This window comes from Streptomyces sp. NRRL F-5727 (genome assembly GCF_000719555.1).
GTDB lineage: Bacteria > Actinomycetota > Actinomycetes > Streptomycetales > Streptomycetaceae > Streptomyces.
Map to the genome: position 1 here is coordinate 147,589 of NZ_JOGX01000010.1, position 21,964 is coordinate 169,552.

Annotated in this window: 15 protein-coding genes, 1 tRNA gene and 1 pseudogene; 9 read left to right on the forward strand and 8 right to left on the reverse strand. The window is 75.4% G+C overall.

Features of this window, described 5'->3' with window-relative positions:
• Positions 1-471 precede the first annotated feature (471 nt).
• Positions 472-711 (reverse strand): chaplin, encoded by a 240-nt coding sequence (locus IF73_RS0110820; protein ID WP_078868009.1) that lies wholly within the window; start codon positions 709-711, stop codon positions 472-474.
• Between the two features lie 361 nt (positions 712-1,072).
• Between IF73_RS0110820 and sigK the strand changes: the two genes are divergently transcribed.
• Both sigK and IF73_RS0110830 read left to right on the forward strand, forming a co-directional pair.
• Positions 1,073-1,663 carry an ECF RNA polymerase sigma factor SigK gene (gene sigK, locus IF73_RS0110825; protein WP_031006058.1) on the forward strand — a complete coding sequence of 197 codons (591 nt, stop codon included), beginning with the start codon at positions 1,073-1,075 and terminating at the stop codon, positions 1,661-1,663.
• Entirely contained in the window at positions 1,660-2,412 is a 753-nt protein-coding gene (locus IF73_RS0110830; protein ID WP_031006060.1) for an anti-sigma factor, read from the forward strand. The genes sigK and IF73_RS0110830 overlap by 4 nt, the downstream gene beginning before the upstream one ends.
• Positions 2,413-2,614: 202 nt before the next feature.
• Here IF73_RS0110830 and IF73_RS0110835 read toward each other — a convergent pair.
• Positions 2,615-2,687, reverse strand: a tRNA-Arg gene (locus tag IF73_RS0110835).
• 299 nt (positions 2,688-2,986) lie between these two features.
• Between IF73_RS0110835 and IF73_RS0110840 the strand changes: the two genes are divergently transcribed.
• The 7 genes from IF73_RS0110840 to IF73_RS0110870 all read left to right on the forward strand — a co-directional run bounded on the left by IF73_RS0110840 (position 2,987) and on the right by IF73_RS0110870 (position 12,049).
• Positions 2,987-4,603, forward strand: coding sequence for a dynamin family protein (locus IF73_RS0110840; RefSeq protein ID WP_031006062.1), 1,617 nt, complete (start codon positions 2,987-2,989; stop codon positions 4,601-4,603).
• A gap of 43 nt (positions 4,604-4,646) precedes the next feature.
• On the forward strand, positions 4,647-6,464 hold the full coding sequence (locus tag IF73_RS0110845; protein ID WP_234338207.1) for a YfjP family GTPase: 1,818 nt from the start codon (positions 4,647-4,649) through the stop codon (positions 6,462-6,464).
• 283 nt (positions 6,465-6,747) lie between these two features.
• The gene (locus IF73_RS37580) at positions 6,748-7,278 is read left to right on the forward strand and encodes a single-stranded DNA-binding protein (protein ID WP_037878820.1); all 531 of its coding nucleotides are present in this window, start codon (positions 6,748-6,750) and stop codon (positions 7,276-7,278) included.
• A 223-nt stretch (positions 7,279-7,501) separates the two neighbouring features.
• A complete protein-coding gene (locus IF73_RS0110855) occupies positions 7,502-8,950 on the forward strand; it encodes an LAETG motif-containing sortase-dependent surface protein (protein WP_031006068.1) in 1,449 nt (482 codons plus the stop codon).
• A 345-nt stretch (positions 8,951-9,295) separates the two neighbouring features.
• Positions 9,296-10,960, forward strand: a complete 1,665-nt coding sequence (ettA, locus tag IF73_RS0110860) for an energy-dependent translational throttle protein EttA (RefSeq protein WP_031006070.1) — start codon at positions 9,296-9,298, stop codon at positions 10,958-10,960.
• 7 nt (positions 10,961-10,967) lie between these two features.
• Entirely contained in the window at positions 10,968-11,393 is a 426-nt protein-coding gene (locus IF73_RS0110865; RefSeq protein WP_031006072.1) for an acyl-CoA thioesterase, read from the forward strand.
• Positions 11,390-12,049, forward strand: coding sequence for a hypothetical protein (locus IF73_RS0110870; RefSeq protein ID WP_031006074.1), 660 nt, complete (start codon positions 11,390-11,392; stop codon positions 12,047-12,049). Before IF73_RS0110865 ends, IF73_RS0110870 begins: the two co-directional genes overlap by 4 nt.
• A 4-nt stretch (positions 12,050-12,053) precedes the next feature.
• On the opposite strand, the gene IF73_RS0110875 is transcribed toward IF73_RS0110870, so the two are convergent.
• The 6 genes and pseudogenes from IF73_RS0110875 to IF73_RS42725 form a co-directional block, all read right to left on the reverse strand.
• The gene (locus tag IF73_RS0110875) at positions 12,054-12,656 is read right to left on the reverse strand and encodes a hypothetical protein (protein ID WP_158821975.1); all 603 of its coding nucleotides are present in this window, start codon (positions 12,654-12,656) and stop codon (positions 12,054-12,056) included.
• Positions 12,657-12,703: 47 nt separating this feature from the next.
• Positions 12,704-13,651: an ABC transporter ATP-binding protein gene (locus IF73_RS0110880; protein WP_031006078.1), complete on the reverse strand. Its 948-nt coding sequence runs from the start codon at positions 13,649-13,651 to the stop codon at positions 12,704-12,706.
• Positions 13,648-16,509, reverse strand: a complete 2,862-nt coding sequence (locus IF73_RS0110885) for an FtsX-like permease family protein (RefSeq protein ID WP_234338202.1) — start codon at positions 16,507-16,509, stop codon at positions 13,648-13,650. The genes IF73_RS0110880 and IF73_RS0110885 overlap by 4 nt, the downstream gene beginning before the upstream one ends.
• Positions 16,509-19,268: an FtsX-like permease family protein gene (locus tag IF73_RS0110890; RefSeq protein WP_031006080.1), complete on the reverse strand. Its 2,760-nt coding sequence runs from the start codon at positions 19,266-19,268 to the stop codon at positions 16,509-16,511. The genes IF73_RS0110885 and IF73_RS0110890 overlap by 1 nt, the downstream gene beginning before the upstream one ends.
• Before the next feature lie 216 nt (positions 19,269-19,484).
• Positions 19,485-19,892 carry a globin gene (locus IF73_RS0110895; protein WP_031006082.1) on the reverse strand — a complete coding sequence of 136 codons (408 nt, stop codon included), beginning with the start codon at positions 19,890-19,892 and terminating at the stop codon, positions 19,485-19,487.
• A gap of 70 nt (positions 19,893-19,962) precedes the next feature.
• Positions 19,963-20,829 (reverse strand): annotated as a pseudogene (locus IF73_RS42725) (FHA domain-containing protein); the annotation flags it as partial.
• Positions 20,830-21,964: the final 1,135 nt, after the last annotated feature.

Below are 21,964 nucleotides of genomic sequence, written 5' to 3' on the forward strand. Positions count from 1 at the left end.
GCGTGGGGCGGGGCGGGACGGTGCACCGCCCACTGTCAGCGGGCACTCCCCTCGCCGGGCAGCCCTTCGCCCGGTCCGCCCGGAACGCTCTGGCGGGTTCCTGCGGGAGCAGGACCGTTTTGCCGGCGGGGGGCGCTGGGGTTCAGCGAGGTTCCCGGGGCCCGGAGCGGGTCCGGCGAGGGTCCGACCGGGATCCGGCCGGGGGCCGGCGAGGATCACCATGAACGAGGCCCCCTTCGCTCCCGGTCCACGCCAACCATGCGCCGCACGCCTCCTGCGCGGGCCCGGGCGCCCTGACGGACCAGGGCAGAAGGCTGCGGGCGGCTGTGGCGTCAGCCGCCCGCAGCCGACCCCATCCCAGGGCACGGCTCTGCGTGCGGAACAGCCCGGCGCTGCTTCCGCCCGTGCTCCGGGCGGGTCACCGGCCTGCCCCACCCCCAGGGGGCACGGGCCGGAGCCGCGTGCCGCCGGTCAGGCGTTCACGCACGTGGTGCCGAACGCGGGGTTCAGCAGGCCGACGACACCCACCGCGTCGCCGCACGCGTCGACCGGCACGTGGACGGGTACCTGGACGAGGTTGCCCGACCCGACGCCGGGCGAGTGGGCCGCCCAGCCCTGCGCACCCGCGTCGGCGGCGGCCGTCGAGGCCCCTCCCGCCATCACGGCGCCGGCCACCAGGGCCACTGTCAGACCGCTGCGCATACGCGCCATCGCACTACCTCCAGGATGAGGATCCACCCGTCCGCGCGGACAGCGCGCGGACGGAGAGAACGGGCGGACGCGCCTGCTCTCACCGGGGTTTCGCGGTGGTCCCCGATCCGGCTGGGCCTCGGCGGTCGTGTTCCCTCGATCGGGTCAGCCGCAGGCCGCGGAGCCGGCGAAACCGCTCCCATCCGTACGCGTGTCCGCTACGAAGAACGTTCACAGAGACCCCTGGCGCCCGAGAACCGATCCTTCCCCGATCCGCCCGGATCAGGGCTTCAGCGACGAGGACCCGCATGCGATGGACCGCCCTGCCCCCGCCGGCACCACCCGGCGTCCGCGCCTGGCCGCACCCGGCGGAGGGCGTCCGGTGAGCGAACCCCTTCCCTTTCGCCGCACGGCCCGAAGCACCGTGGCCCCCGACCTTCCCGCCGTCATGGAGCAGGTCGCCCTGGGCGACAAGAACGCCTTCTCCGCCCTCTACGACGCGCTCGCACCGATGGTCTTCGGCATCGTGCTCAGAATCGTGCGGGACCCGGCGCAGTCCGAGGAGGTCGCCCAGGAGGTCATGATCGACCTGTGGCGCCAGGCCGCCCGCTACCGCAGCGACGCGGGCTCCGTCAGCGCCTGGGCCGCCACCATCGCCCACCGCCGGGCCGTGGACCGGGTCCGCTCCGCCCAGGCCGCCACCGACCGCGAACACGCCCAGGCCGCACGCGACCACCACACCGCCTACGACGACGTCGCCGAACAGGTCGAGACCCGCCTGGAGTCCGAGCAGGTACGCCGCTGCCTGCGCGGCCTGACCGAACTCCAGCGCCAGGCGGTGACCCTGGCCTACTACCAGGGCCTGACCTACCGTGAAGTCGCCGAGACCCTGCGCGCGCCTCTTCCCACCATCAAGACACGCATGCGCGATGGGCTCATCCGGCTCCGCGACTGCATGGGGGTGACCACGTGAACCACCATTCCACCGACATCCACGCCCTCGCAGGCGCGTACGCCCTCGACGCCCTCGACGCCGCGGAGACCGACGCCTTCACCCGCCACCTCCAGCAGTGCGAAGCGTGCCGGCACGAGGTCGCGGAGTTCCACGCCACCACCGCCCGCCTCGCCGACGCCACGGCCGAGGAGCCCCCCGCGGCGCTGAAGCAGCGCACCCTGGACGCCGTCGGCGGCGTACGGCAACTGCCCCCACGCCTGACCGGCACGCCCACGCCGACCGGCCTCGGCGACCGCCTGCGCCGCAAGGCCCTGTCGCTGGGACTCGCGGCCAGTCTCGCCGCCGCCGCGTCCTTCGCCGGCCTCGCCGTCTGGCAGCACCAGGAGGCCCGCCAGGCCCAGCAACAGACCCGGCAGGCCCAGCGGAACCTCGACACCGTCAGCGGCGTCCTCGCTGCACCAGACGCCCAGGCGGCCCACGGCAAGGCCACCAACGGGGCACTCACCACGGTCGTCACCTCCGAGCGCCAGAACAAGGCGGTCTTCACCGCGACCGGCCTCCCCGCCCCCGTCCCGGGCCGGACCTACCAGCTGTGGCTCCAGCACGACGACACCATGCGACCGGCCGGCTTCATCCACCAGGACGGCACCGTCCTCGTCGACGGCGACCCCGCCGACGCCACCGCCCTCGGCCTCACCCTGGAACCCTCCGAAGGCTCCCCCCAGCCCACCACGACCCCCCTCCTGCTCATGACCATCCCCGCCTGAGCGGGCAGCGCGTGGCGGCCTTCACCACCGCCGTCAGATCCCGCGGCGGCCGCCCTGGTCGTCGCAGGGCAGTCCGCCGACCGGCGGCCCGGGCGATCCCTTGCCGCCGCCCAGGGCCGGCCACTCCTGCGCCCCACGGCGCGGACGTGACAAGGGGCGTCGGCCAGCAAAAGGACCCTCCCGAAGGAGGGTCCCGGTCTTGCGCCCCCGGCAGGACTCGAACCTGCGGCCAAGTGCTTAGAAGGCACCTGCTCTATCCGCTGAGCTACGGGGGCCGGTGGTGGCCTTGGGCCTGGTGGCCCTGGTGGGTGGGGTGGGGCTGCCGGGACAAGGATAGGGGTCCTGGCGGCTCGGGCCCGGTGCTTCGCCTGCGTGGCACGATGTGGAGGTTCGGTGAAGCGAACCGATAATCGCAGGCAGGTGCGATTCGCGCAGCGCTTTTCACGTCGCTCGGGGCGGGTGTTGTGCACTCGTTATGCCCGGGCTTCCGGTCGGCCTCCCCTTCTTCGGCGCGCAGGGCCGTTATACGCTTCAAAAACGCTCATAAATTGGGCATTCTTCGCATGTGGTGACCTTGGACGAACGGCCTCAGCTGATCGACGCACTCTCGGCCCTGCGCGACCGAGTCGCGGCCGTGCGTCTTCCCCTTCCCCTTCCGGACGTGCCGCGCGCCCGGCAGACCCGGGCCGAGCTGCTCGCGCAGCTCGACGACTACCTGGTGCCCCGGCTGAAGGACCCCGACGCGCCGCTGCTCGCCGTCGTCGGAGGGTCGACCGGGGCCGGGAAGTCCACGCTCGTGAACTCGCTGGTCGGGCGGCGGGTCAGCGAGGCGGGGGTGCTGCGGCCGACCACCCGGACGCCGGTGCTCGTCTGCCACCCCGAGGACCAGCACTGGTTCGCCGGACTGCGGGTGCTGCCGCAGCTCACCCGGGTCTGGCTGCCGCAGGCCGACGAGGAGCACCCCGCGGAGCCGGGCGACGCCGAGGACAACGCGCTGCGGGTCGAGACCGCCGCCACCCTGCCGCGCGGGCTCGCCCTCCTCGACGCCCCCGACATCGACTCCCTCGTCGTCGAGAACCGGCTGCTCGCCGCCGAGTTGATGTGTGCCGCCGACATCTGGGTGATGGTCACCACCGCCTCGCGGTACGCCGACGCCGTGCCCTGGCATCTGCTCCGTACCGCCAAGGAGTACGACGCCACCCTCGTCACCGTCCTCGACCGGGTGCCCCACCAGGTGATCGGCGAGGTCTCCCGGCAGTTCGAAGCCCTGCTCGACAAGGCCGGGCTCGGGGACGTGCCCCGGTTCACCATCCCCGAGCTGCCCGAGTCGACCGGCGGCGGGAGCGGGCTGCTGCCGGAGAGCGCCGTCGCCGCGCTGCGCGGGTGGCTCGCGCACCGGGCCGAGGACCCGGCCGCGCGCCAGCAGGCCGTCTCCCGTACCGCCTCCGGGGTCATCGACTCCCTCGACACCCGCCTCCCCGAACTGGCCGGCGCCGTCGCCGCGCAGTACGCCGCCGCCGTACGCCTCGGGGGAGCCGTCGAGGCCGCCTACGGCCGGCAGGCCGCGCGGGTGCGCAAGGAGCTCGGGAAGGGGGCCGTGCTCGCCGGGGACGCCCGGGCCCGCTGGCGCGCCTACCCCCGCGACAGCACCGCCGACGAACTCCTCGACGCCCTCACCGAGTCGCTCGCCGCCCTCCTCCACTGCGCCGTCTCCGCCGCCGAGGAGTCGATCCGGGACGTCCACCGCCGCGAGCCCGCCGCCGGCGCCCTCCGGGCCGTCCCCGGCGGGGACCGGGAGGTCGCCGAGCGGATCGGCCTGGAGGTGCGGCGCTGGCGGCGGGTCCTGGAGGAGCTGGCCGAGGACGAGGTGCGGTCCGTGGAGAAGCCCGCCGGACGCGGGGCCGCCCGCGGCACCGTGCCCGACGCCGAGACCGTCGCCGCCCTGCTCGCCGCCTCCCTCCTCGGCGGCCGCCGCGCCCGCCCGGCCGGCGAGCGGCTCGCCGAACTCCTCGGCGCCCAGGCCGCCCTGCGCCTGCGCGACAAGGGCGGCGACCTCGTCCTCACCCACGTCGACCGCGTCCTGCACGCCGAGCGCGACCGCCGCCTCGCGCCCCTCGACGCCCTCGACGTCACCCCCGAGCCGCAGGCGGAGCTGATCGCCGCGCTCTCCGTACTGCAGAAGGAGAAGTGACGTGGCCGAGAACCCCGAGAAGCCCGAGAACCCCGAGAAGCCCGTGAAGCCCGTGAAGACGGAGAAGAAAGAGGACGCGGAGCGGCGGTGGGACGACGGGCTGATCGCCCGGCGGGCCGCCGAGCGGGCCGTCCCCGGGGAGCCGGCCGCCGAGGGGACCGGGGCGGGGGAGGAGTCCGAGGACGCCCGGGGGTTCGGCGGGAGTTACGGCGGCGGGCTGCGGACCCGGCTGGACGCCCTCCACGAGCTCGTCGGGCTCTCCCGTACCCGGGTCGAGAGCGACGCCCTCGCCGAGGCCGGCCGGGTGCTCGACGAGGCCGCCGCCCGGCAGCGGCTCTCCTCCCGGCACACCGTCGTCGCCCTCGCCGGTGCCACCGGCAGCGGCAAGTCGACCCTCTTCAACGCCCTCGCCGGCGTCGCCGTCTCCGAGACCGGGCTGCGCCGGCCGACCACCTCCGCGCCGCTCGCCCTCACCTGGTCGGAGGGGGCCGCCGGGCTCCTCGACCGGCTCGGGGTGCCCGGGCGGCTGCGGCGGCGGCCCCTCGCGGGCGGGGCCGCCGACGCCGACCTCGCGCCCCTCGTCCTCATCGACCTGCCCGACCACGACTCGGCCCTCACCGCCCACCGCGACCAGGTGGACCGGGCGCTCGGCCTGGTCGACGCGGTGATCTGGGTGGTCGATCCGGAGAAGTACGCCGACGCCGCCCTCCACGAGCGGTACCTGCGGCCGCTCGCCGGGCACGCCGAGGTCACCTTCGTGGTGCTCAACCAGGTGGACCGGCTCGGCGCCGAGGCCACCGAGCTCGTCCTCGACGACCTGCGCCGGCTCCTCGACGAGGACGGCATGGCCCTCGGCGAACACGGCGAGCCCGGTGCCACCGTGCTGCCCGTCTCCGCCCTGACCGGCGAGGGCGTGCCCGAACTCCGCGAGCTCCTCGCCCGGTTCGTCCAGGAACGCACCGCGGCCGAGCGCCGCATCGCCGCCGACATCGACGCCGCCGCGGCCCGGCTGCGGCCCGTGTACGTCGCCGACGGGCGGGCGGGGCTCGGGGAGCGGAGCCGCGAGGAGTTCGCGGGCCGGCTGGCCGTCGCGGTCGGCGCCCAGGCGGCCGGCGAGGCCGCCGAGCGGGTCTGGCGGCGGGGCGCCATCCGCGCCTGCGGCTCGCCCTGGCTGCGGCTGCACCGCTGGTACGAGCGGAAGCGCTGGCACGGTTCCACCGATCCGCGGCTCGCGGTGCCCGCCGAGGACGAGCTGACCGCCCGGCAGCGCGTCGAGCAGGCGGTACGGATCGTGGCCGACGAGGCGTCGCGGGGGCTGCCCGCGCCCTGGGCCCTGGCCGTACGGGAGGCGGCGACGCGCGGCGCGGAGGGGCTGCCGGAGGCGCTGGACGAGCTGACGGTCACCCTCGGCGACCCGGCCGCCCGGCCGCCGCGCCCCGCCTGGTGGCCGGCCGCGGTCCTCGTCCAGGCCCTGATGACGCTCCTTCAGCTGTTCGGCGCGCTCTGGCTGGTCGGTCAGATCGTGGGCGTGGTGGAGCCGGGGCTGCTGCCCCCGGTCCTGGTCATGCTGGGCGGGATCGTCGGCGGTCCGCTGGTCGAATGGGCCTGCGAGAGCGCGGTGAAGGGACCGGCGCGGCGGTACGGGCAGGAGGCCGAACGCAAGCTGGCGGAAGCGGCGGCCGCCTGCGGCCGGGCCCGGGTCCTCGACCCCGTCTCGGCCGAACTGCTGCGGTACCGGGAGGTGCGCGAGCAGTACGCGAAGGTGGCCGGGCCCCGGCCCTCGCCGCGGATCGTCGGTGCGGGCGGCCGCGGAACCGGCCCGCGCCTGGGCGCCACCCGGGCCGGTGCCCGGCTCCGCTAGAACGGCGAGAACGGCGAGAACGGCGAGAACGGTGCGAACGGCGCGAGCACCGAGAGCACCGAGAGCACCGAGAGCACCGAGAACGCCAGAGCGCCAGAGCGCCGGGAACGCCGGGAGCACCGACACCCCGGCCCCTCTCCCGCGCGCCCGTCAAGCCCCGTACGAGTGGGGGGTTTGTCCACAGCCCGCCGGTCGTCCACAGGCGCCGGCGGGCTTTCCGTGTGCCCGCCAGCATGGTGCTCACCAGGAGGAGACAGACGCAGGGACGGGGAGGGGCACGGGGATGAACGACACGACGGTGACGCTGGTGGGGAACGTGGCGACGGCGGTGGAGTACCGGGACACGGTGGCGGGGGCGGTGGCCCGCTTCCGGTTCGCGGTGACCGCGCGGCGGTGGGACCGCGAGCGGGCGGCCTGGACCGACGGCGCCACCAGCTTCTACACGGTCTCGGCCTGGCGCTCGCTCGGCGCCAACCTGGCCGCCTCGGTCTCGGTCGGCGAACCGCTGGTGGTGCACGGCCGGCTGAGGGTCCGTGAGGACGAGCGCGACGGACAGCGCAAGACCTTCGTCGACATCGACGCCGTCGCCGTCGGCCACGACCTGACCCGGGGCACCTCCGCTTTCCGCCGGACCTCGCGGGCCGAACCGGGGGCCGAACCGCGGACCGGGCCCGGGGCCGGGGCCGGGGCGCAGGCTCCGCCAGGCCCGGGAGAGGGCGACTTGACGGATCGCGAGGTTCCGCCGGGACTCGTTCCGGCCGACGGAAAGGACCCCTGGACGACCGCCGCACACCGGTTGGTAACGGCCCCCTGACCTTGTGTCGTGGGGATTTGTCGACCAACTCGCCAGCGGTATAACGATTCCGAGACGGAATGGTTATCTCGTCGTATGACCGGGGACCGGGGTCTTCCGCCTCCCTAGGATTCCGAATACTCATGAGGCACGTGAGCCCATCGAGTCAGTGAGTGCGCTGGCGAGCGCTCCCCCCACGCGAATCGACCACGTTCGCGGAGCCGCTCGCCCGGAGGGGAAATCCATGTTTTCAGTTCGTCGGCCTGGCGTCGCACGCCGCGCCGCAGCGACGCTGGTCGCCGGTCTCGTCGCGTCCGCCTCGATAGCCACCGCCGGTACGGCCTACGCCGACGGCGGTGCCACGGCGAAGCTCGGCGGTCTGACCGACGAGGTCGGCAAGATCAAGATCACCGAGAAGGACGGGGACGAGTTCACCGAGACCGGTGGCCTCTTCACGATGCAGGTCGAGGGCGGCGGAAACCTCTTCACCTACTGCATCGACCTCTACACCCTGGCGAAGACCGAGTACGACTACAAGGAAGTCGGCTGGGACGAGTCGTCGCTCCACAACAACCCGGACGCCGGCAAGATCCTCTGGATCCTGACCAACGGCTACCCGGAGCAGAAGCTCGAGGACCTGAACGCGAAGATCGGCGCCACGCTCACCAAGGGTGACGCCGCCGCCGGTACGCAGGCCGCGATCTGGACCCTCTCCGACGGCGTCAAGGCGACCCCGCTCGACGAGGACGCCAAGAAGCTGACCGAGTACCTCCTGGAGAAGGCGGTCCAGCTCGACGAGCCGACCGCGTCCCTCTCCCTGTCGCCCGCCTCGGTGGCCGGCAAGCCCGGTGAGAAGCTCGGTCCGATCACCGTCACCAGCAGCAAGAAGGAGGGCACCGCGGTCGCCCTCACCCCGGGTGCCCCCGAGGGCGTCAAGGTCGTGGACGAGGCCGGCAACCCGGTCACCACCGCCGGCGACGGCAGCAAGCTCTTCTTCGACGTGCCCGCCGGCACCGCCGACGGCGCCGCCGAGCTGACCGCCTCCCTCACCACCGAGGTCCCCCTGGGCCGCGCCTTCGTCTCCATCGACGGCCCGTCCCAGACCCTGATCCTGGCCGGCTCCAGCGCCTCCACCGTCACCGCCAAGGCCGGTGCGACCTGGGCCAAGACCGGTGCCGTCCCGGCCGTCACGGTCGCCAAGGACTGCGCCAAGGGCGGCCTGGAGATCGTCGCCTCCAACAGCGGCGACGAGCCCTGGACCTTCGACCTGAAGGGCACCTCGTACACGGTCGGCGCGGGCGAGACCAAGACCATCGCCCTCCCGGTCGGCGAGGACGAGGCGTACAACTTCACGATCACCGGCCCGAACGGCTTCTCGGAGACCTTCGAGGGCGTCCTCGACTGCAAGACCGCCCCGAGCCCGGAGCCGTCCACCGGCACCCCGTCGGAGACCCCCTCCGGCACCCCGTCGGCCGGCACCCCGTCCGAGACCCCCTCGGCGAGCCCGTCCACCCCGGCGCCCAGCACCACCACGGACGCCTCCACCGGCACCACCGGCACCACCGGCGGTGACCTGGCCGAGACCGGCAGCTCCAACGCCACCCCGATGATCGCCGGCATCGCCGTCGCGCTCGTCCTGGTCGGCGGCGGCGCGGTGTTCTTCCTCCGCAAGAAGAAGGCCGCCGGTCAGTAAGGCGGGAAAAGCGTGACGTCACAGGGTGGCACCACCCCGTGACGGACGGCCCCGGACGCGATCCGCGTCCGGGGCCGTCGCACGTCCCCGGGCCCCTGAGTCGACGTCCCCGGGCCCCTGAGTCGACGTCCCCGGGCCCCTGAGTCGACGTCCCGGGCCCTGAGTCGCACGTCCCCCGGGTCCTGAGTCGTATGTCGCCAGGCCCTGAGTCGTGCCGCCGCGGACCCTGGGGCGCGCTCCCACGGCCACGGAGGGGGCCGCCGGAGGCTACTGGTTTCCGCCTGGGGGCGGTGGTGCGGCAAGATGGGTGTATCTGCCCACTCACTCCTTGCCGGACGGTTTCCTTTGGCTGAGTACATCTACACGATGCGCAAGACGCGCAAGGCGCACGGCGACAAGGTCATCCTCGATGACGTGACGCTGAGCTTCCTGCCCGGTGCGAAGATCGGTGTGGTCGGCCCGAACGGTGCCGGTAAGTCCACCGTTCTGAAGATCATGGCGGGTCTGGAGCAGCCGTCCAACGGCGACGCGTTCCTGACCCCCGGCTACTCGGTCGGCATCCTCATGCAGGAGCCGAAGCTCGACGAGTCCAAGACCGTCCTGCAGAACGTCGAGGACGGCGTCGCGGAGATCAAGGGCAAGCTCGACCGGTTCAACGCCATCGCCGAGGAGATGGCCACGAACTACACGGACGCGCTCATGGAGGAGATGGGCAAGCTCCAGGAGGACCTGGACCACGCCGAGGCGTGGGACCTGGACGCCCAGCTGGAGCAGGCCATGGACGCCCTGGGCTGCCCGCCCGGCGACTGGCCGGTCAACAACCTCTCCGGTGGCGAGAAGCGCCGCGTGGCGCTCTGCAAGCTCCTGCTGGAGGCCCCCGACCTGCTGCTCCTCGACGAGCCCACCAACCACCTCGACGCCGAGTCGGTGAACTGGCTGGAGCAGCACCTCGCCAAGTACAAGGGCACCGTCGTGGCCATCACCCACGACCGGTACTTCCTCGACAACGTGGCCGAGTGGATCCTGGAGCTCGACCGCGGCCGCGCCCACCCGTACGAGGGCAACTACTCGACCTACCTCCAGAAGAAGGCCGAACGCCTCAAGGTCGAGGGCAAGAAGGACGAGAAGCGCGCCAAGCGCCTCAAGGAAGAGCTCGAGTGGGTGCGGTCCAACGCCAAGGGGCGTCAGGCCAAGTCCAAGGCGCGCCTCGCCCGCTACGAGGAGATGGCCGCCGAGGCCGAGAAGATGCGGAAGCTGGACTTCGAGGAGATCCAGATCCCGCCGGGCCCGCGCCTGGGCTCCGTCGTCGTCGAGGTCAACAACCTCAACAAGGCGTTCGGCGACAAGGTCCTCATCGACGACCTGTCCTTCACCCTGCCCCGCAACGGCATCGTCGGCATCATCGGCCCGAACGGCGCCGGCAAGACCACGCTCTTCAAGATGATCCAGGGCCTGGAGAAGCCGGACTCCGGCGACATCAAGATCGGCGAGACGGTCAAGATCTCCTACGTCGACCAGGGCCGCGCCAACATCGACCCGAAGAAGACGCTGTGGGCCGTCGTCTCCGACGAGCTGGACTACATCAACGTCGGCCAGGTCGAGATGCCGTCCCGCGCCTACGTCTCCGCGTTCGGCTTCAAGGGCCCGGACCAGCAGAAGCCGGCCGGCGTGCTCTCCGGCGGTGAGCGCAACCGCCTCAACCTGGCGCTCACCCTCAAGCAGGGCGGCAACCTGCTGCTCCTCGACGAGCCCACCAACGACCTCGACGTCGAGACCCTCTCCTCGCTGGAGAACGCGCTCCTCGACTTCCCCGGCTGCGCCGTGGTCGTCTCCCACGACCGCTGGTTCCTCGACCGAGTGGCCACGCACATCCTGGCCTACGAGGGCGACTCCAAGTGGTTCTGGTTCGAGGGCAACTTCGAGTCGTACGAGAAGAACAAGGTCGAGCGGCTCGGCCCGGACGCCACCCGTCCGCACCGCGCCACCCACAAGAAGCTCACCCGGGGCTGAGGTCGTCGTGGCGAGGCACATCTACAGCTGTCCCCTCCGCTGGTCGGACATGGACGCCTTCGGGCACGTCAACAACGTGGTCTTCCTCCGCTACCTGGAGGAGGCCCGGATCGACTTCATGTTCCGGCTGGCGCCCGGCGACGGCAGCCCGTCCTTCTCCGGCGGGTCCGTGGTGGCCCGCCACGAGATCGACTACCGGCGCCCGCTGGTCCACCGGCACGAGCCGGTGACCATCGAGTCGTGGGTCACGAAGATCGGGGCGGCCTCGCTGACGATCGCGTACGAGATCAAGGACCCGGGCGTGACCTACGTCCGGGCCTCCACGGTCGTCGTGCCGTTCGACCTGGAGGCACAGCGCCCGCGCCGGATCTCCGAGGAGGAGCGCCGCTTCCTCCAGGAGTACGTCGACGACGGGATGACGTCCGGCGCATGATGGTGCTCGCCCCGCTGCACTTCGCCGACCCCAGGGAGGCGGCGGCCCTCGCCGCCTTCCTGACCCGGCTCGTGCACTACGACCGCGCCGCCGCCGTCCGCCTCCAGGCCGGGGGCGGCGCGCTCGCCGTGTTCGGACGCCCGCCGTCCTTCGAGGTGCTCGCGGTCCGCACCGCCCGGCTGGCGGACGCCGTCGACCTCGACATCACCGTCTCCGCCGGGGAACTCCTCGACGGCATCGAGGAGACGGCCGGCAAGGCCGCCGTCCCCGCCGCCGTCACCGGCCCGCCCTGGGCCGGCGTCCTCCCGCCGCGCACCGGCTGGCAGCCCGTCGAGGGCCTGCCCGGCGCCGGGGAACTGCGCGGTGCGGTCGCCGCGGCCGTCGCCGAGTTCCGCCGCCGCGACGACGAACTGCCCGAGGAGCGGCGCACCCGCGCCGAGCGCGACCGCCTCGGCCGCGAGATCTGGTCCCGCACCCTCGGCGCCACCGGCCTGCCGCTGCGGGCCGTGCACGCCGCCCAGTCGCTGGGCTTCCTGCCCCCGCAGGACCTGCCGGTCGCCCTGATGGCCGCCGGACCCTGGCTGCGGCTGCGCACCCCGTACGGCTCCGTAGCGCTGCGCACGGCCCCCGCCGGGCTCACGGTCACCCCCGCCTAAGCCCTCAGGGGACCCGCGGGCCCTTCCCGGTGAGCTCGTGCCGCAGCGAGGCGACCGAGAGGCCCGCCGCGAGCAGCAGCAGGCCCGCCGGGACGGGGAGGGCGCCCCGGGCGACGTTCTCGTCGGCCGGGACCGGGTCCATCCGCCCCGCCGGGTCGTAGGCGATCCGGACCGGCGCCCCCGCCTCGCCCAGCCTCCGCTCCCAGGAGAACTCCTTCGGGCGGCCGCCCGGGCAGTCCAGCGTGTGGTGGTACAGCCGCTTCGCCTCCGGGGCGCCCTCGCCGAACGTGGGATGGTCGGTGACCCGCACCTTCCCCACCACGACGCAGCTGACGGTCGCCCCGCGCACCCGGGAGTCCCGGGCCTCGATCCACACCGCGCCGAGCCCCGCGAGCAGCACCACCAGCGCCAGGGCGCCGCCGCCCTCGCGGAAGAGCGCGTTGTGCGCCGCCGCCGCGAGCCCGGCGAGGACCAGGCCGCCGAGCACCGCGAGCGCGGTCGGCACGGCCTGCGCCGACCGCATGGACCAGCTTCCCCACAGGTGCAGCAGCACGCCGGCACCGAGCGGCACGGCCACCGCCCCGGCGTACGCGAGAACGCGTCCCATCCCGACCACCCCGGGACGGGGACGCGCCGGCCGCGCGGGCCGGTTCCTCAGCCCTCCGCGTCGTCCGGCCACACCCCGATGTGGTCCTGCTCCAGCTCCAGCGCCACGCGGTGCTCCATCCCCAGCGCCTTGGTGTAGTCCGCCGGCAGCTGGAGCCGGCCCGCCCGGTCGAGCATCGCGTACTCCCGCGCCACCAGCGACTCCCGGCCCGCCTCGTCGACCTCGGTGCGGCGCAGCACCTCGGAGGAGGTCCGGCCGTCGCGGATCGCGACCGTGCGGCGGACCTCGGTGGCGACGGCCTGGTCGTGGGTGACGATGACGATCGTCGTGCCCAGCTCCTCGTTGGCCCTGCGGAAGGAGGCGAAGACCTGCTCGCCGGTGGCCGAGTCCAGCTCGCCGGTCGGTTCGTCGGCGAGGAGGACCTTCGGGTCGTTGGCGAGGGCGACGGCGATCGCGACCCGCTGCTGCTGGCCGCCGGAGAGCTGGTGCGGCCGCCGGTCCCGGCAGTGGGCGATGTCCATCATCGCGAGCAGTTCCTCGGCCCGCTCGGCCCGCTTCCGCCGGCTGCCGGCCAACTGCATCGGCAGCGCCACGTTCTGGGCGGCCGTCAGATAGGGGAGGAGGTTGCGGGCGGTCTGCTGCCAGACGAAGCCGACCACCTCGCGCCGGTAGCGCAGCCGGTCCTTGCCGGTCATCGCGAGCAGGTCGCAGCCGCCGACCCGGGCCGCGCCGGCGGTGGGCACGTCCAGGCCGGCCAGGATGTTCATCAGGGTCGACTTGCCCGAGCCGGACGCCCCGACCAGGGCCATCAACTCGCCCTCCTTGACCAGGAGGTCGAGCCCCTGGAGCGCCTGCACCTCCACCCCGTCGGTGGTGAAGATCCGCACCAGGCGGTCGCAGGCGATCAGCGCGTCGTGGCCGTACGAGGGCCGGTCGCGGTGCGCGTTCGCCCGCCGCTCCAGCTCCTCCAGAGTCGCGTTCGCGGTCGTCGTCATCGTGCGTCTCCTGCCCTGAGTTCCTTCACCGAGCTCTTCCGCCCCGTCCACCACGCCTGGACCGCCGCCGCCGCCCCCGTCAGGAGGACCACGGCCAGCGCCGGCACCACCAGCGACCACGGGTCGGCCCGCAGCGCGACCCCGCCGGGCCCCACGCCGTCCGCCGCCGTCGCCAGCGCCAGCCGGTGCAGGTCGACCCCGGGCGCGAGCAGCGGCACCGTCGCCCAGCCGGCGAGCGCCCCGCCGAGCGCGGCGAAGACGGCCGGCGGCAGCGCCTCCAGGCCGAGCAGCCGGCGCCCCTGCCTGCGGGTCAGGCCCATCGTCCGCAGCCGGGCGAGGAGCGTGGTCCGCTCGGGCCCGCTGCGCGTGAGCGACAGCAGCACGGCGACCACCGCGTAGGCGGCGCCCGCCCCGATCGCCGCCGTGTAGAGCCCCTCGGCGCCGGACTGGAGGGGCGAGTCGACATAGGAGCCGCGTGCCTCGGACGTGAGCGTCACCGCGAAGTCCGGGGACTTCGAGGCGACGGCGGCGCGCAGCGCGGTGCCGTCGACGGCACCGCCGGCGAGCACGGTGGTGTGCCGCAGGTTGGTGACGTCGGCGGCGTTGACCACGAGGAAGTCCTCGCCGCGCACGGCCGGGGTGGAGTCCCGCACCGCGACGACCTTGACCCGGAAGGCGCCGGCCGCGGCGTTCAGTCGCATCGGCTGGTCGCCGAAGCGGGCGGCGACCTCGGGGGAGGCGAGGGCCGGCAGCACCCGGTCGGTGTCGCCGACGGCCTCCGGGCCGCCCTTGCCGGTCGAGGCGAGCAGGCCGGCGGGGAAGGCGCCGTTGCGGGTCTGCTGGGCGAGCTTCGCGTAGGCGGCGGGGTCGACGGCGACGAGCGGGGCGCTCATCGGCCGGTCGGTGGAGACCGGGGACGGCAGCGACAGCCCGTACTCGATCTGTACGGGCTGCGCCTCGCGGACGCCCTTCGCGGCGCGCACCGCCTCGATGAGTCCGGCCGGCAGCGGGACGCCCTCGGTGCGGCCCTCGATCCGGGCGTCGGCGCCGGTGGCGAGCAGCGCGGCCCGGTCGCGGGCGTCGGCGACCCCGGCGAGGACGGAGCCGCCGAAGGCGGCCGTGGTCAGCGCGAGGACGAGCGCGAGCAGCGGGAGCACGCCGGTGGCGGAGGAGCGGGCGGCGCGGGCGAGGGCCAGCGGTCCGACGACGCCGCGCATCCGGCGGGCCGGGCGGGCCAGCCAGCGCAGCGGCAGCGGCTGGATCCGTACCAGGGCGAGGGCGGCGATCACGCCGATGAAGACCGGGGCGGCGCTGACCAGGTGGTCGCCGGCGTCGTCGGTGCCGCGCAGCCGCAGCGAGCCGATCGCGCCCGCCGCGAGGACCAGCAGGGTCAGTTCGGCGACGGTGCGGCGCCGGGAGGGCTTGGCGTCCACCAGGTCCTCGCGGGCGCCGTGCAGCCGGGGCGCCCGGTGCCGCAGCACGGCCCGGACGGGCAGGACGAGGGCGGCGATCAGCGCCACCAGGGCGGCGCCGAGGACGGAGGGGAGGAGCGGCGCGGAGCCGGTGAGGGCCGGGGCGCCGGGGGTGTCGGGGCCGCGTACCAGGGCCACCGCCGCCGCCAGGCCGAGCGCGGCCGCCGGGACCGCGACGGCGGCGGTCTCGCCGAACAGCCGGAGGCCGATGCCGGGCAGGGAGGCGCCGCGGGCGCGGAGCAGGGTGAGTTCGCCGTCCCGGCGGCTGAGGAAGAGGCCGCCGGTCATGGCGACGACGACGGCCGCGACGGCGCCGATGCCGAAGACGGCGACGGCGACGACGGGGGAGATGGCGGCCTTCGTCGCCGCGTAGGCGGCCATGATCTCGTCGAGGTCGGTGGTGAGCAGGCCGGTCTGGCCGGTGACCTCGCGGATCTTCGCCGAGGCGGGGCCGGTGCGGGCCGAGTCGACGGCGGCGGCGAGCGGTCCGGCGTCCCGCGCGGTCAGGTGCTCGGCGACCGCGGGGAAGCGCCAGAAGACCTCGGGGGTGCCGGTGGTGGAGACCAGGGCGGACCCGGACTCCGGGGCGACGAGGAGACCGGCCCGCCAGTAGCGCTTCGGGTTCACCGGGTCTTCCGTCATCGCCAGCGCCGGCGTGGACAGCTGCGGTTCCACCACCCAGTACGGCCGCCGGGGGTCGCGGGGCTCGACGACGCCGGTCACGGTGACGGCGACCGGCACGGCGGAGACGCCGGGCACGTGCACGACCGAACCGGGCTTGATCCCGAGGGTCTCGGCCATCGCCGTCGTCACGACGGCCTCCGGGCGGAGCGGGTCGCCCTTGGCCATCCGGCCCTGCCGCAGGACCGCGTGGGCGGCGAGGTCCGAGGGCGAGGAGAGCCGGAACTGGACCGGCTCGTTGTCCGGCTTCGGCAGCCACGCGTCGAGGCCCGGGACGGGCTCCACGGTCCGGATCCCGTTCACGGTCTGTTCCGGGTCGGTGCGCAGCGGCGCGGGCAGCAGGCCCCGCAGCTTCTCCTGGTCCCCGCGCAGGGCGGCGGGCGCGATCCTGGCGCCGTGCTCCAGCGGGTAGGTGATCTCCAGCTGGGACCGGTGGGCGGGGGCGGTACGGATGCCGTGCCGCAGCCCCTTCGTCTCGTACGCGTCCACCACCCGCGGCAGCGCGGCGGCGAGCAGCGCGGTGACGAACACGAGCAGCGCCAGGCCGGCGGCGGCGCCGGGCGCGGCCCGCAGCCGGGTCCGCACCCAGGGCGCGACGGCCCGGGCACGGCCCTGCCCGGACTCGGCCGCCACTCCGGCCTGGGCCTTCTCGGACTCGCCTGCGGGCTGCATCGGACGGGACTCCTCGCGCGGGACGTCGGACATCAGTTGTCTCCCTGGTGGCGCAGGGACACCGCCGGATCGTTGCGGCGCAGGGCGATGGCCGCGACGACCGCGAGCGGCAGGGCGGCGACTCCGGCGAGGAGCAGGGCCACCTCGCCGAGGGGCAGTTCGACCAGGACGGGCGGCACGGGCCGGGTGGCCCGGCCGGTGAGCACCACGAGCGGGACGACCACGCGGGCCAGCAGGGTGCCGAGGGCGACGCCCACCAGGAGGCCCACCCCGATCAGCACGCCCTGTTCGGCGGCGAGGAGCCGGGCGAGCCGGCGGCGCGGCGCGCCGAGGGCCCGCAGGATCGCGAACTCGGCGGACCGTTCCCGTACGGAGCCGGCCGAGCCGACCGCGAAGCCGACGGCGGCCAGCGCGGCGGCCGCGGCGGCCACCGCCATGAGGGCGGTGTTGGGGCCGGCGCCGAGCGGGTCGCCGAGCAGTTCGTCGGCGATCGTGTCGCGGACGACGATCTCGCCGGGCTCGTCGGCGGCGCGCAGTGCCTTCGCGACGTCGTCCGCCCGGCCGGACTCGGGGGTCAGCCACCACTCGGTGGGCGCCACCGGCGCCTCCGGGCCGGTGGTGGCGAGGTAGCGGTTGACAGCCGTCAGGTCGACGAGCACGCCGCCGCCGTCCTCCGGCACGCGGGTGGCGGCCGCCGCGTCGCTGGTACGGCCCCCGGAGCCGGTCGTCGGCAGGTCCTTCACGACCCGGCCGACGACGGCGTAGAGCCGCCGGCCGCCGAGCGAGAGTTCCAGGTGGTCGCCGGGCTTCGCCTTGGCCGCGGCCATGAACGCCTCGGAGGCGACGGCCGGCAGCAGGTGGTCCTGCCCCTTCTCGACCGGCGAGGAGAGCGGGGCGAGGAGCTCGGCCGCCGTCGCGCCGGCCAGGTCCTCGCGGAGCAGCAGACCGTCGGCGAGCCGGTCGGTGGCGACGGCGAGCACGGTCGCGTTGCGGCCCGCCAGGTCCATGGCGGACCGGTGGACCGGCGTGACCTCCCGCACCCCGGGGACGGCGGCGAGCCGGGAGGCACGGGCCGGGTCGCCGGGGCCGACGCCCAGCACCCGCACCGGCGCGCCGGCCCGGAAGTCGGCCTGGTCGTGCTGCGACCGCTCCCAGGAGTTGCTCTGGCCGATCGCCAGCATGCCCATCGCCACGGCCAGGACCAGCAGCAGCACCGGGCCCGCGCCGCGCAGCGGGCGGCGGCTGAACTGCCAGCCGGCCAGCGCGGCCGAGAGCCCCCGGCCGGCGGCGGCGCGCCGCTCGGCCAGCCTGGCGGCGGGCGGCAGCAGACGGAGCGTCAGGACCGTGCCGGCGAGCAGCGCGAGCGCGGGCGCCGCGACGAGCACCGGGTCGATCCCGGCGCCGTCGGCGGCGGCCTCCGGCGTCCGCTGGAGCTGCCACAGCGCGATGCCCGCGACGAGCAGCAGCGCGACGTCGGCGCCCGCCCGCACCGGCCAGGGGAGGGTGCCGCCGCGGGCCTTGCGCAGCGAGACGGCGTCGCCGTCCCGGGCGCCGAGCGCGGGGGCGACGACCGCCGCCGCGCAGGCGAGGGCGACCGCGGTGGAGACCAGCCAGACCGTCGCCGACGGCGAGGTGTCGAGCCGGACGCCGAGCGAGGAGAGCGCGGACCGCTCGGCGAAGAGCCGGGTCAGCGGGCCGGAGAGCAGCGGGGCGACGACGGCGGCGGGCAGCGCGAGGAGCAGCGCCTCGGCGGCGGCGAGTCCGGCGATCCGGCGCCGGGAGCCGCCGCGGGCGCGCAGCAGCGCGGTCTCGCCGGAGCGTTCGGTGCTGAGCAGCCGGGCGACGAGCAGCAGCGCGTAGGCGGCGAGCATCACCAGCTGGACGGCGACGACGAGGAGGGTGGAGCGGGAGACGGCGAGGGCGCGTTCGGTCTGCGCGAGGACGGTCGGCAGGCCGGTGTCCGCGCTGATCGTGGTGCCGAAGGTGGTGGTGTCGGAGGCGAGCCGCTGCGACTCGCGGGCCGCCGCCTCGCGCAGCGGCGCGATCCCGCCGGTGTCGAGGCCGGAGAAGTCTGCGGAGCCGAGCCAGGAGGTCCCGCCGGCGGTGACGGCGCCGGAGGCGAGCACCGACGGGTCGGCGAGCAGCGGCCCGTACGTGGTGAAGGAGACGGTCCGCACGCCGCGGCCGCGGGCGTCGTCGAGCTGCCAGTACGGATCGGTGAGGTCGACCGGCGCGTAGACGCCGGTGATCCGGACCCGGAGGGTCTTCTCGGCGAGCCGGTCGGTGAGTTCGAGGACCGCGCCGGGGCCGGTCCTGAGGCGCCGCGCCGCCTCCTGCGGCAGCGCGGCCTCCAGGACGCCGCCGGGGCGGCCGGCCTTCGGCCAGGCGCCGTCGACGAGGGTGAGCCGGGAGCGGTCGAGCGCCGCGAAGTTGGTCAGGTCGGGGTCGCCCTCGCGGGCCGCGGGCGGCTGGAGCGAGCGCGGCAGCGCGTACGGCCCCGAGCTCTCCAGGCGCCGGACGGTGACGGGCAGTCCGTCGAAGGCGCGCCGGGCGGCGTCGGTGACCGCCCGGTCGGCGGCGGCCCGGTGGTCGGCCGGTATCTGCCCGGAGACGACCAGGGTGGCGGCGGCAGCGGAGCGGTCACGCAGTCCGGCCTGGAGCGCGGCGTTCCCGATGGAGCCGGAGAAGCCGGCGAGCGCCGCGAGGACCGTCGTGGTCAGGGCGACGGCGAGCAGCGCCGCGCCGAGCAGCAGCCGGTGTGCCCTGACGCGCAGAAGTACGAACCCCGTCACCCATCCCCCTGGCCGCTCCACGCACGTCCGCATGCCGCCGAACGCCTGTCGAACTCTCGAAAACGTTCTGGGAATGCTTTCATCGGCCACCGGTCGCTGGAAACCGCTTGCGCACCGACCTTGATGGGATCGTGACCGTTATTCGGTCATGCGTCCCCGGAATGTGTTCATCCGGTGGCGTGGAGTGGTCTGAACCTCGTGAGGGCCGGGGTCCGTTCAGCCGGCGGTGTTGATCATCGAGGCCGCCGCGTACGTCATGTACCGCCACAACTGGGCGTCGTGCTCCGGCGCGAGCTCCAGGCTGTCGAGCGCGGCGCGCATGTGCCGGAGCCAGGCGTCGTGCGCGGCCTGGTCGACGACGAAGGGGGCGTGCCGCATGCGGAGACGGGGGTGGCCGCGGCGCTCGCTGTAGGTGCCCGGGCCGCCCCAGTACTGCATGAGGAAGAGCGCGAACCGCTCCTCGGCGGGGCCGAGGTCCTCCTCGGGGTACATCGGGCGGAGCAGCGGGTCCCCGGCGACGCCCTCGTAGAAGCGCCGGACGAGGCGGCGGAACGTCTCCTCGCCGCCGACCTGCTCGTAGAAGGTCTGCTCCTGCACCGTGCCGTCCCCGGGAATCTCGTTCACCGTTCCATCGTCTCAGACGGGGCGGCGGAGGACCGGAGGTCTAGGACCCCCGGACCTCCGGCCCGCCCGGTCAGCCGCGCCGGACGGTGATCGTCGTCCAGGCGCCGACGTGCACCCGGTCGCCGTCCTGGAGCTGGACGGGGACGTACGGCTGGATCGGCTCCTCGCCGCCGTTGACCGTGGTGCCGTTGGTGGAGTTCTGGTCCACCACCGCCCACGAGCCGTCGGGCTGCTGCACCAGCACGGCGTGCTGGTGCGAGACGCCCGGGTCCTCCGGCGGCACGGCCAGGTCGATGTCGGGGGACTCGCCGGTGGAGTGCCGGCGGCGCCCGATGGAGACCTGGTTGCCCTGCAGCGGCAGCTGCTTCGGCGGCGCGTACGCGGGCAGGTTGAGGCCCGATGCCTCGGGGCCGCTGCGGCGCATCATCGCCATGAAGTAGTCGCGGTCCGGCCCGATGTGGGCGGTCCACTGCTGCGGACGCGGCGGCCCGGGCTGCGGGGCCTGCGGGGGCTGCGCCTGGGACGGCGGGGACAGCACCCAGTCGTCGTCGGCCGCCGCCCGGGGCTGCGGCGGGGCCGGCGGAGCCGGAGCCTGCGCCTGGGCCTGGGCGTACGGGGGCGGCGCCTGGTGGTGCGTCGGCTCGGCGCCCAGCGGTTCGGCCGGCCGGTTCACCTGCGAGGGCCGCGAGTCGTGGTACCCGAACGGGTCCTGCGGCGCGGCCGGAGCCGGCGGCGCGGGCGGCGCGGACGGCGCCGACGGAGTCGACGGAGCCGACGGGAAGCCCGGCGGCGGCCCGGCCGACCGGTTGGCCGGTGCGATCGGGGTGTACGAGGTCGCGGTACCGGTCAGGAAGTTCCAGCGGCACTCCTCGCAGTACGGCGCCATGTGCTCGCGCGGCGTACGGCACTGAGGGCACAGCTCCGCCTGCGCGGTGGCATTCGGATCCCCACCACCCGAGAACCCCCCGGGAGCCCCGCCCTCGCCCCGGAACCCGGGCGGCGGAGGCGGCGTACCGGGCCCACCGGCGGGACCACCGGGGAACCCGGGCCCACCGGCCGGACCGGCCGGGGCGCCGGGCCCACCGGCGAAGCCGGGCGCGCCGGGCGCACCGGGGCCGTCGGGGAAGCCGGGACGACCGGGACCGCCGGGACCGCCGGGCGCGCCGGGACCGCCGGGCGCGCCGGGACCGCCGGGCGCGGGCGGGAAGCCGGGGCCGCCGGGGAAGCCCGGACGGTCGCCCCCGGGCGCACCGGGGCCGTCGGAGAAACCAGGACCATCGGCGCCCGGCGGGCGGCCCGGGAAGCCGGGACCGTCGGGAGAGCCGGGCCTGCCGGGACCGGCCGGGGCGCCGGGACCGCCCGGAGCGCCGGGGCCGCCGGGGAATCCGGGACCGTCGGCACCCGCCGGGCCACCGGGGAAGCCGGGGCGGCCGCCGTCGGCCGGAGCACCGGGCCCACCAGGGAAGCCGGGCGCGCCGGGGCCGTCGGGGAAGCCGGGACGACCGGGTCCGCCAGGGGTGCCGGGCGGGAAGCCGGGCCCACCGGGCGCGCCAGGACCGTCGGGGAAGCCGGGGCGGCCGGGGCCGCCGGGCGCGCCGGGGCCACCGGAGGCGCCGGGCGCACCGGGGCCGCCGGGCGCGCCGGGACCGTCAGGGCCGCCGGGGCGACCGGGTCCGCCAGGGGTGCCGGGCGGGAAGCCGGGCCCACCGGGCGCGCCGGGACCGTCGGGGAAGCCGGGGCGGCCGGGGCCGCCGGGTGCGCCGGGACCGTCGGAGAAGCCAGGGCGGCCGGGGCCGCCGGGAGGACCGGGCGGGAAGCCGGGGCCGTCGGCACCCGCCGGACCGCCGGGGAAGCCGGGGCGACCTGGTTCGCCCGGGCCGCCCGGGGCGCCGGGACCGCCGGGGTTGCCCTGGCCGGCCGGAGCGCCGGGGAAGCCGGGGCCGCCCGGGCCACCGGGTGCACCGGGGCCGTCGGGGCCGCCGAAGCCCGGGCCGCCGGGGGCGCTCGGGAAGCCCGGGCCGCCGGGGGCGGGCGGGCCGGGCGGGGAGGTCGGGTGGGGGTAGCCGTAGGCG

Coding starts and splice junctions, on each gene's coding strand:
- IF73_RS0110875 (WP_158821975.1), bottom strand. CDS start 12,656: ATGGGACGCGTTCTCGCGTACGCCGGGGCGGTGGCCGTGCCGCTCGGT.
- IF73_RS37580 (WP_037878820.1), top strand. CDS start 6,748: ATGAACGACACGACGGTGACGCTGGTGGGGAACGTGGCGACGGCGGTG.
- IF73_RS0110820 (WP_078868009.1), bottom strand. CDS start 711: ATGGCGCGTATGCGCAGCGGTCTGACAGTGGCCCTGGTGGCCGGCGCC.
- IF73_RS0110885 (WP_234338202.1), bottom strand. CDS start 16,509: ATGTCCGACGTCCCGCGCGAGGAGTCCCGTCCGATGCAGCCCGCAGGC.
- IF73_RS0110855 (WP_031006068.1), top strand. CDS start 7,502: ATGTTTTCAGTTCGTCGGCCTGGCGTCGCACGCCGCGCCGCAGCGACG.
- IF73_RS0110870 (WP_031006074.1), top strand. CDS start 11,390: ATGATGGTGCTCGCCCCGCTGCACTTCGCCGACCCCAGGGAGGCGGCG.
- IF73_RS0110880 (WP_031006078.1), bottom strand. CDS start 13,651: ATGACGACGACCGCGAACGCGACTCTGGAGGAGCTGGAGCGGCGGGCG.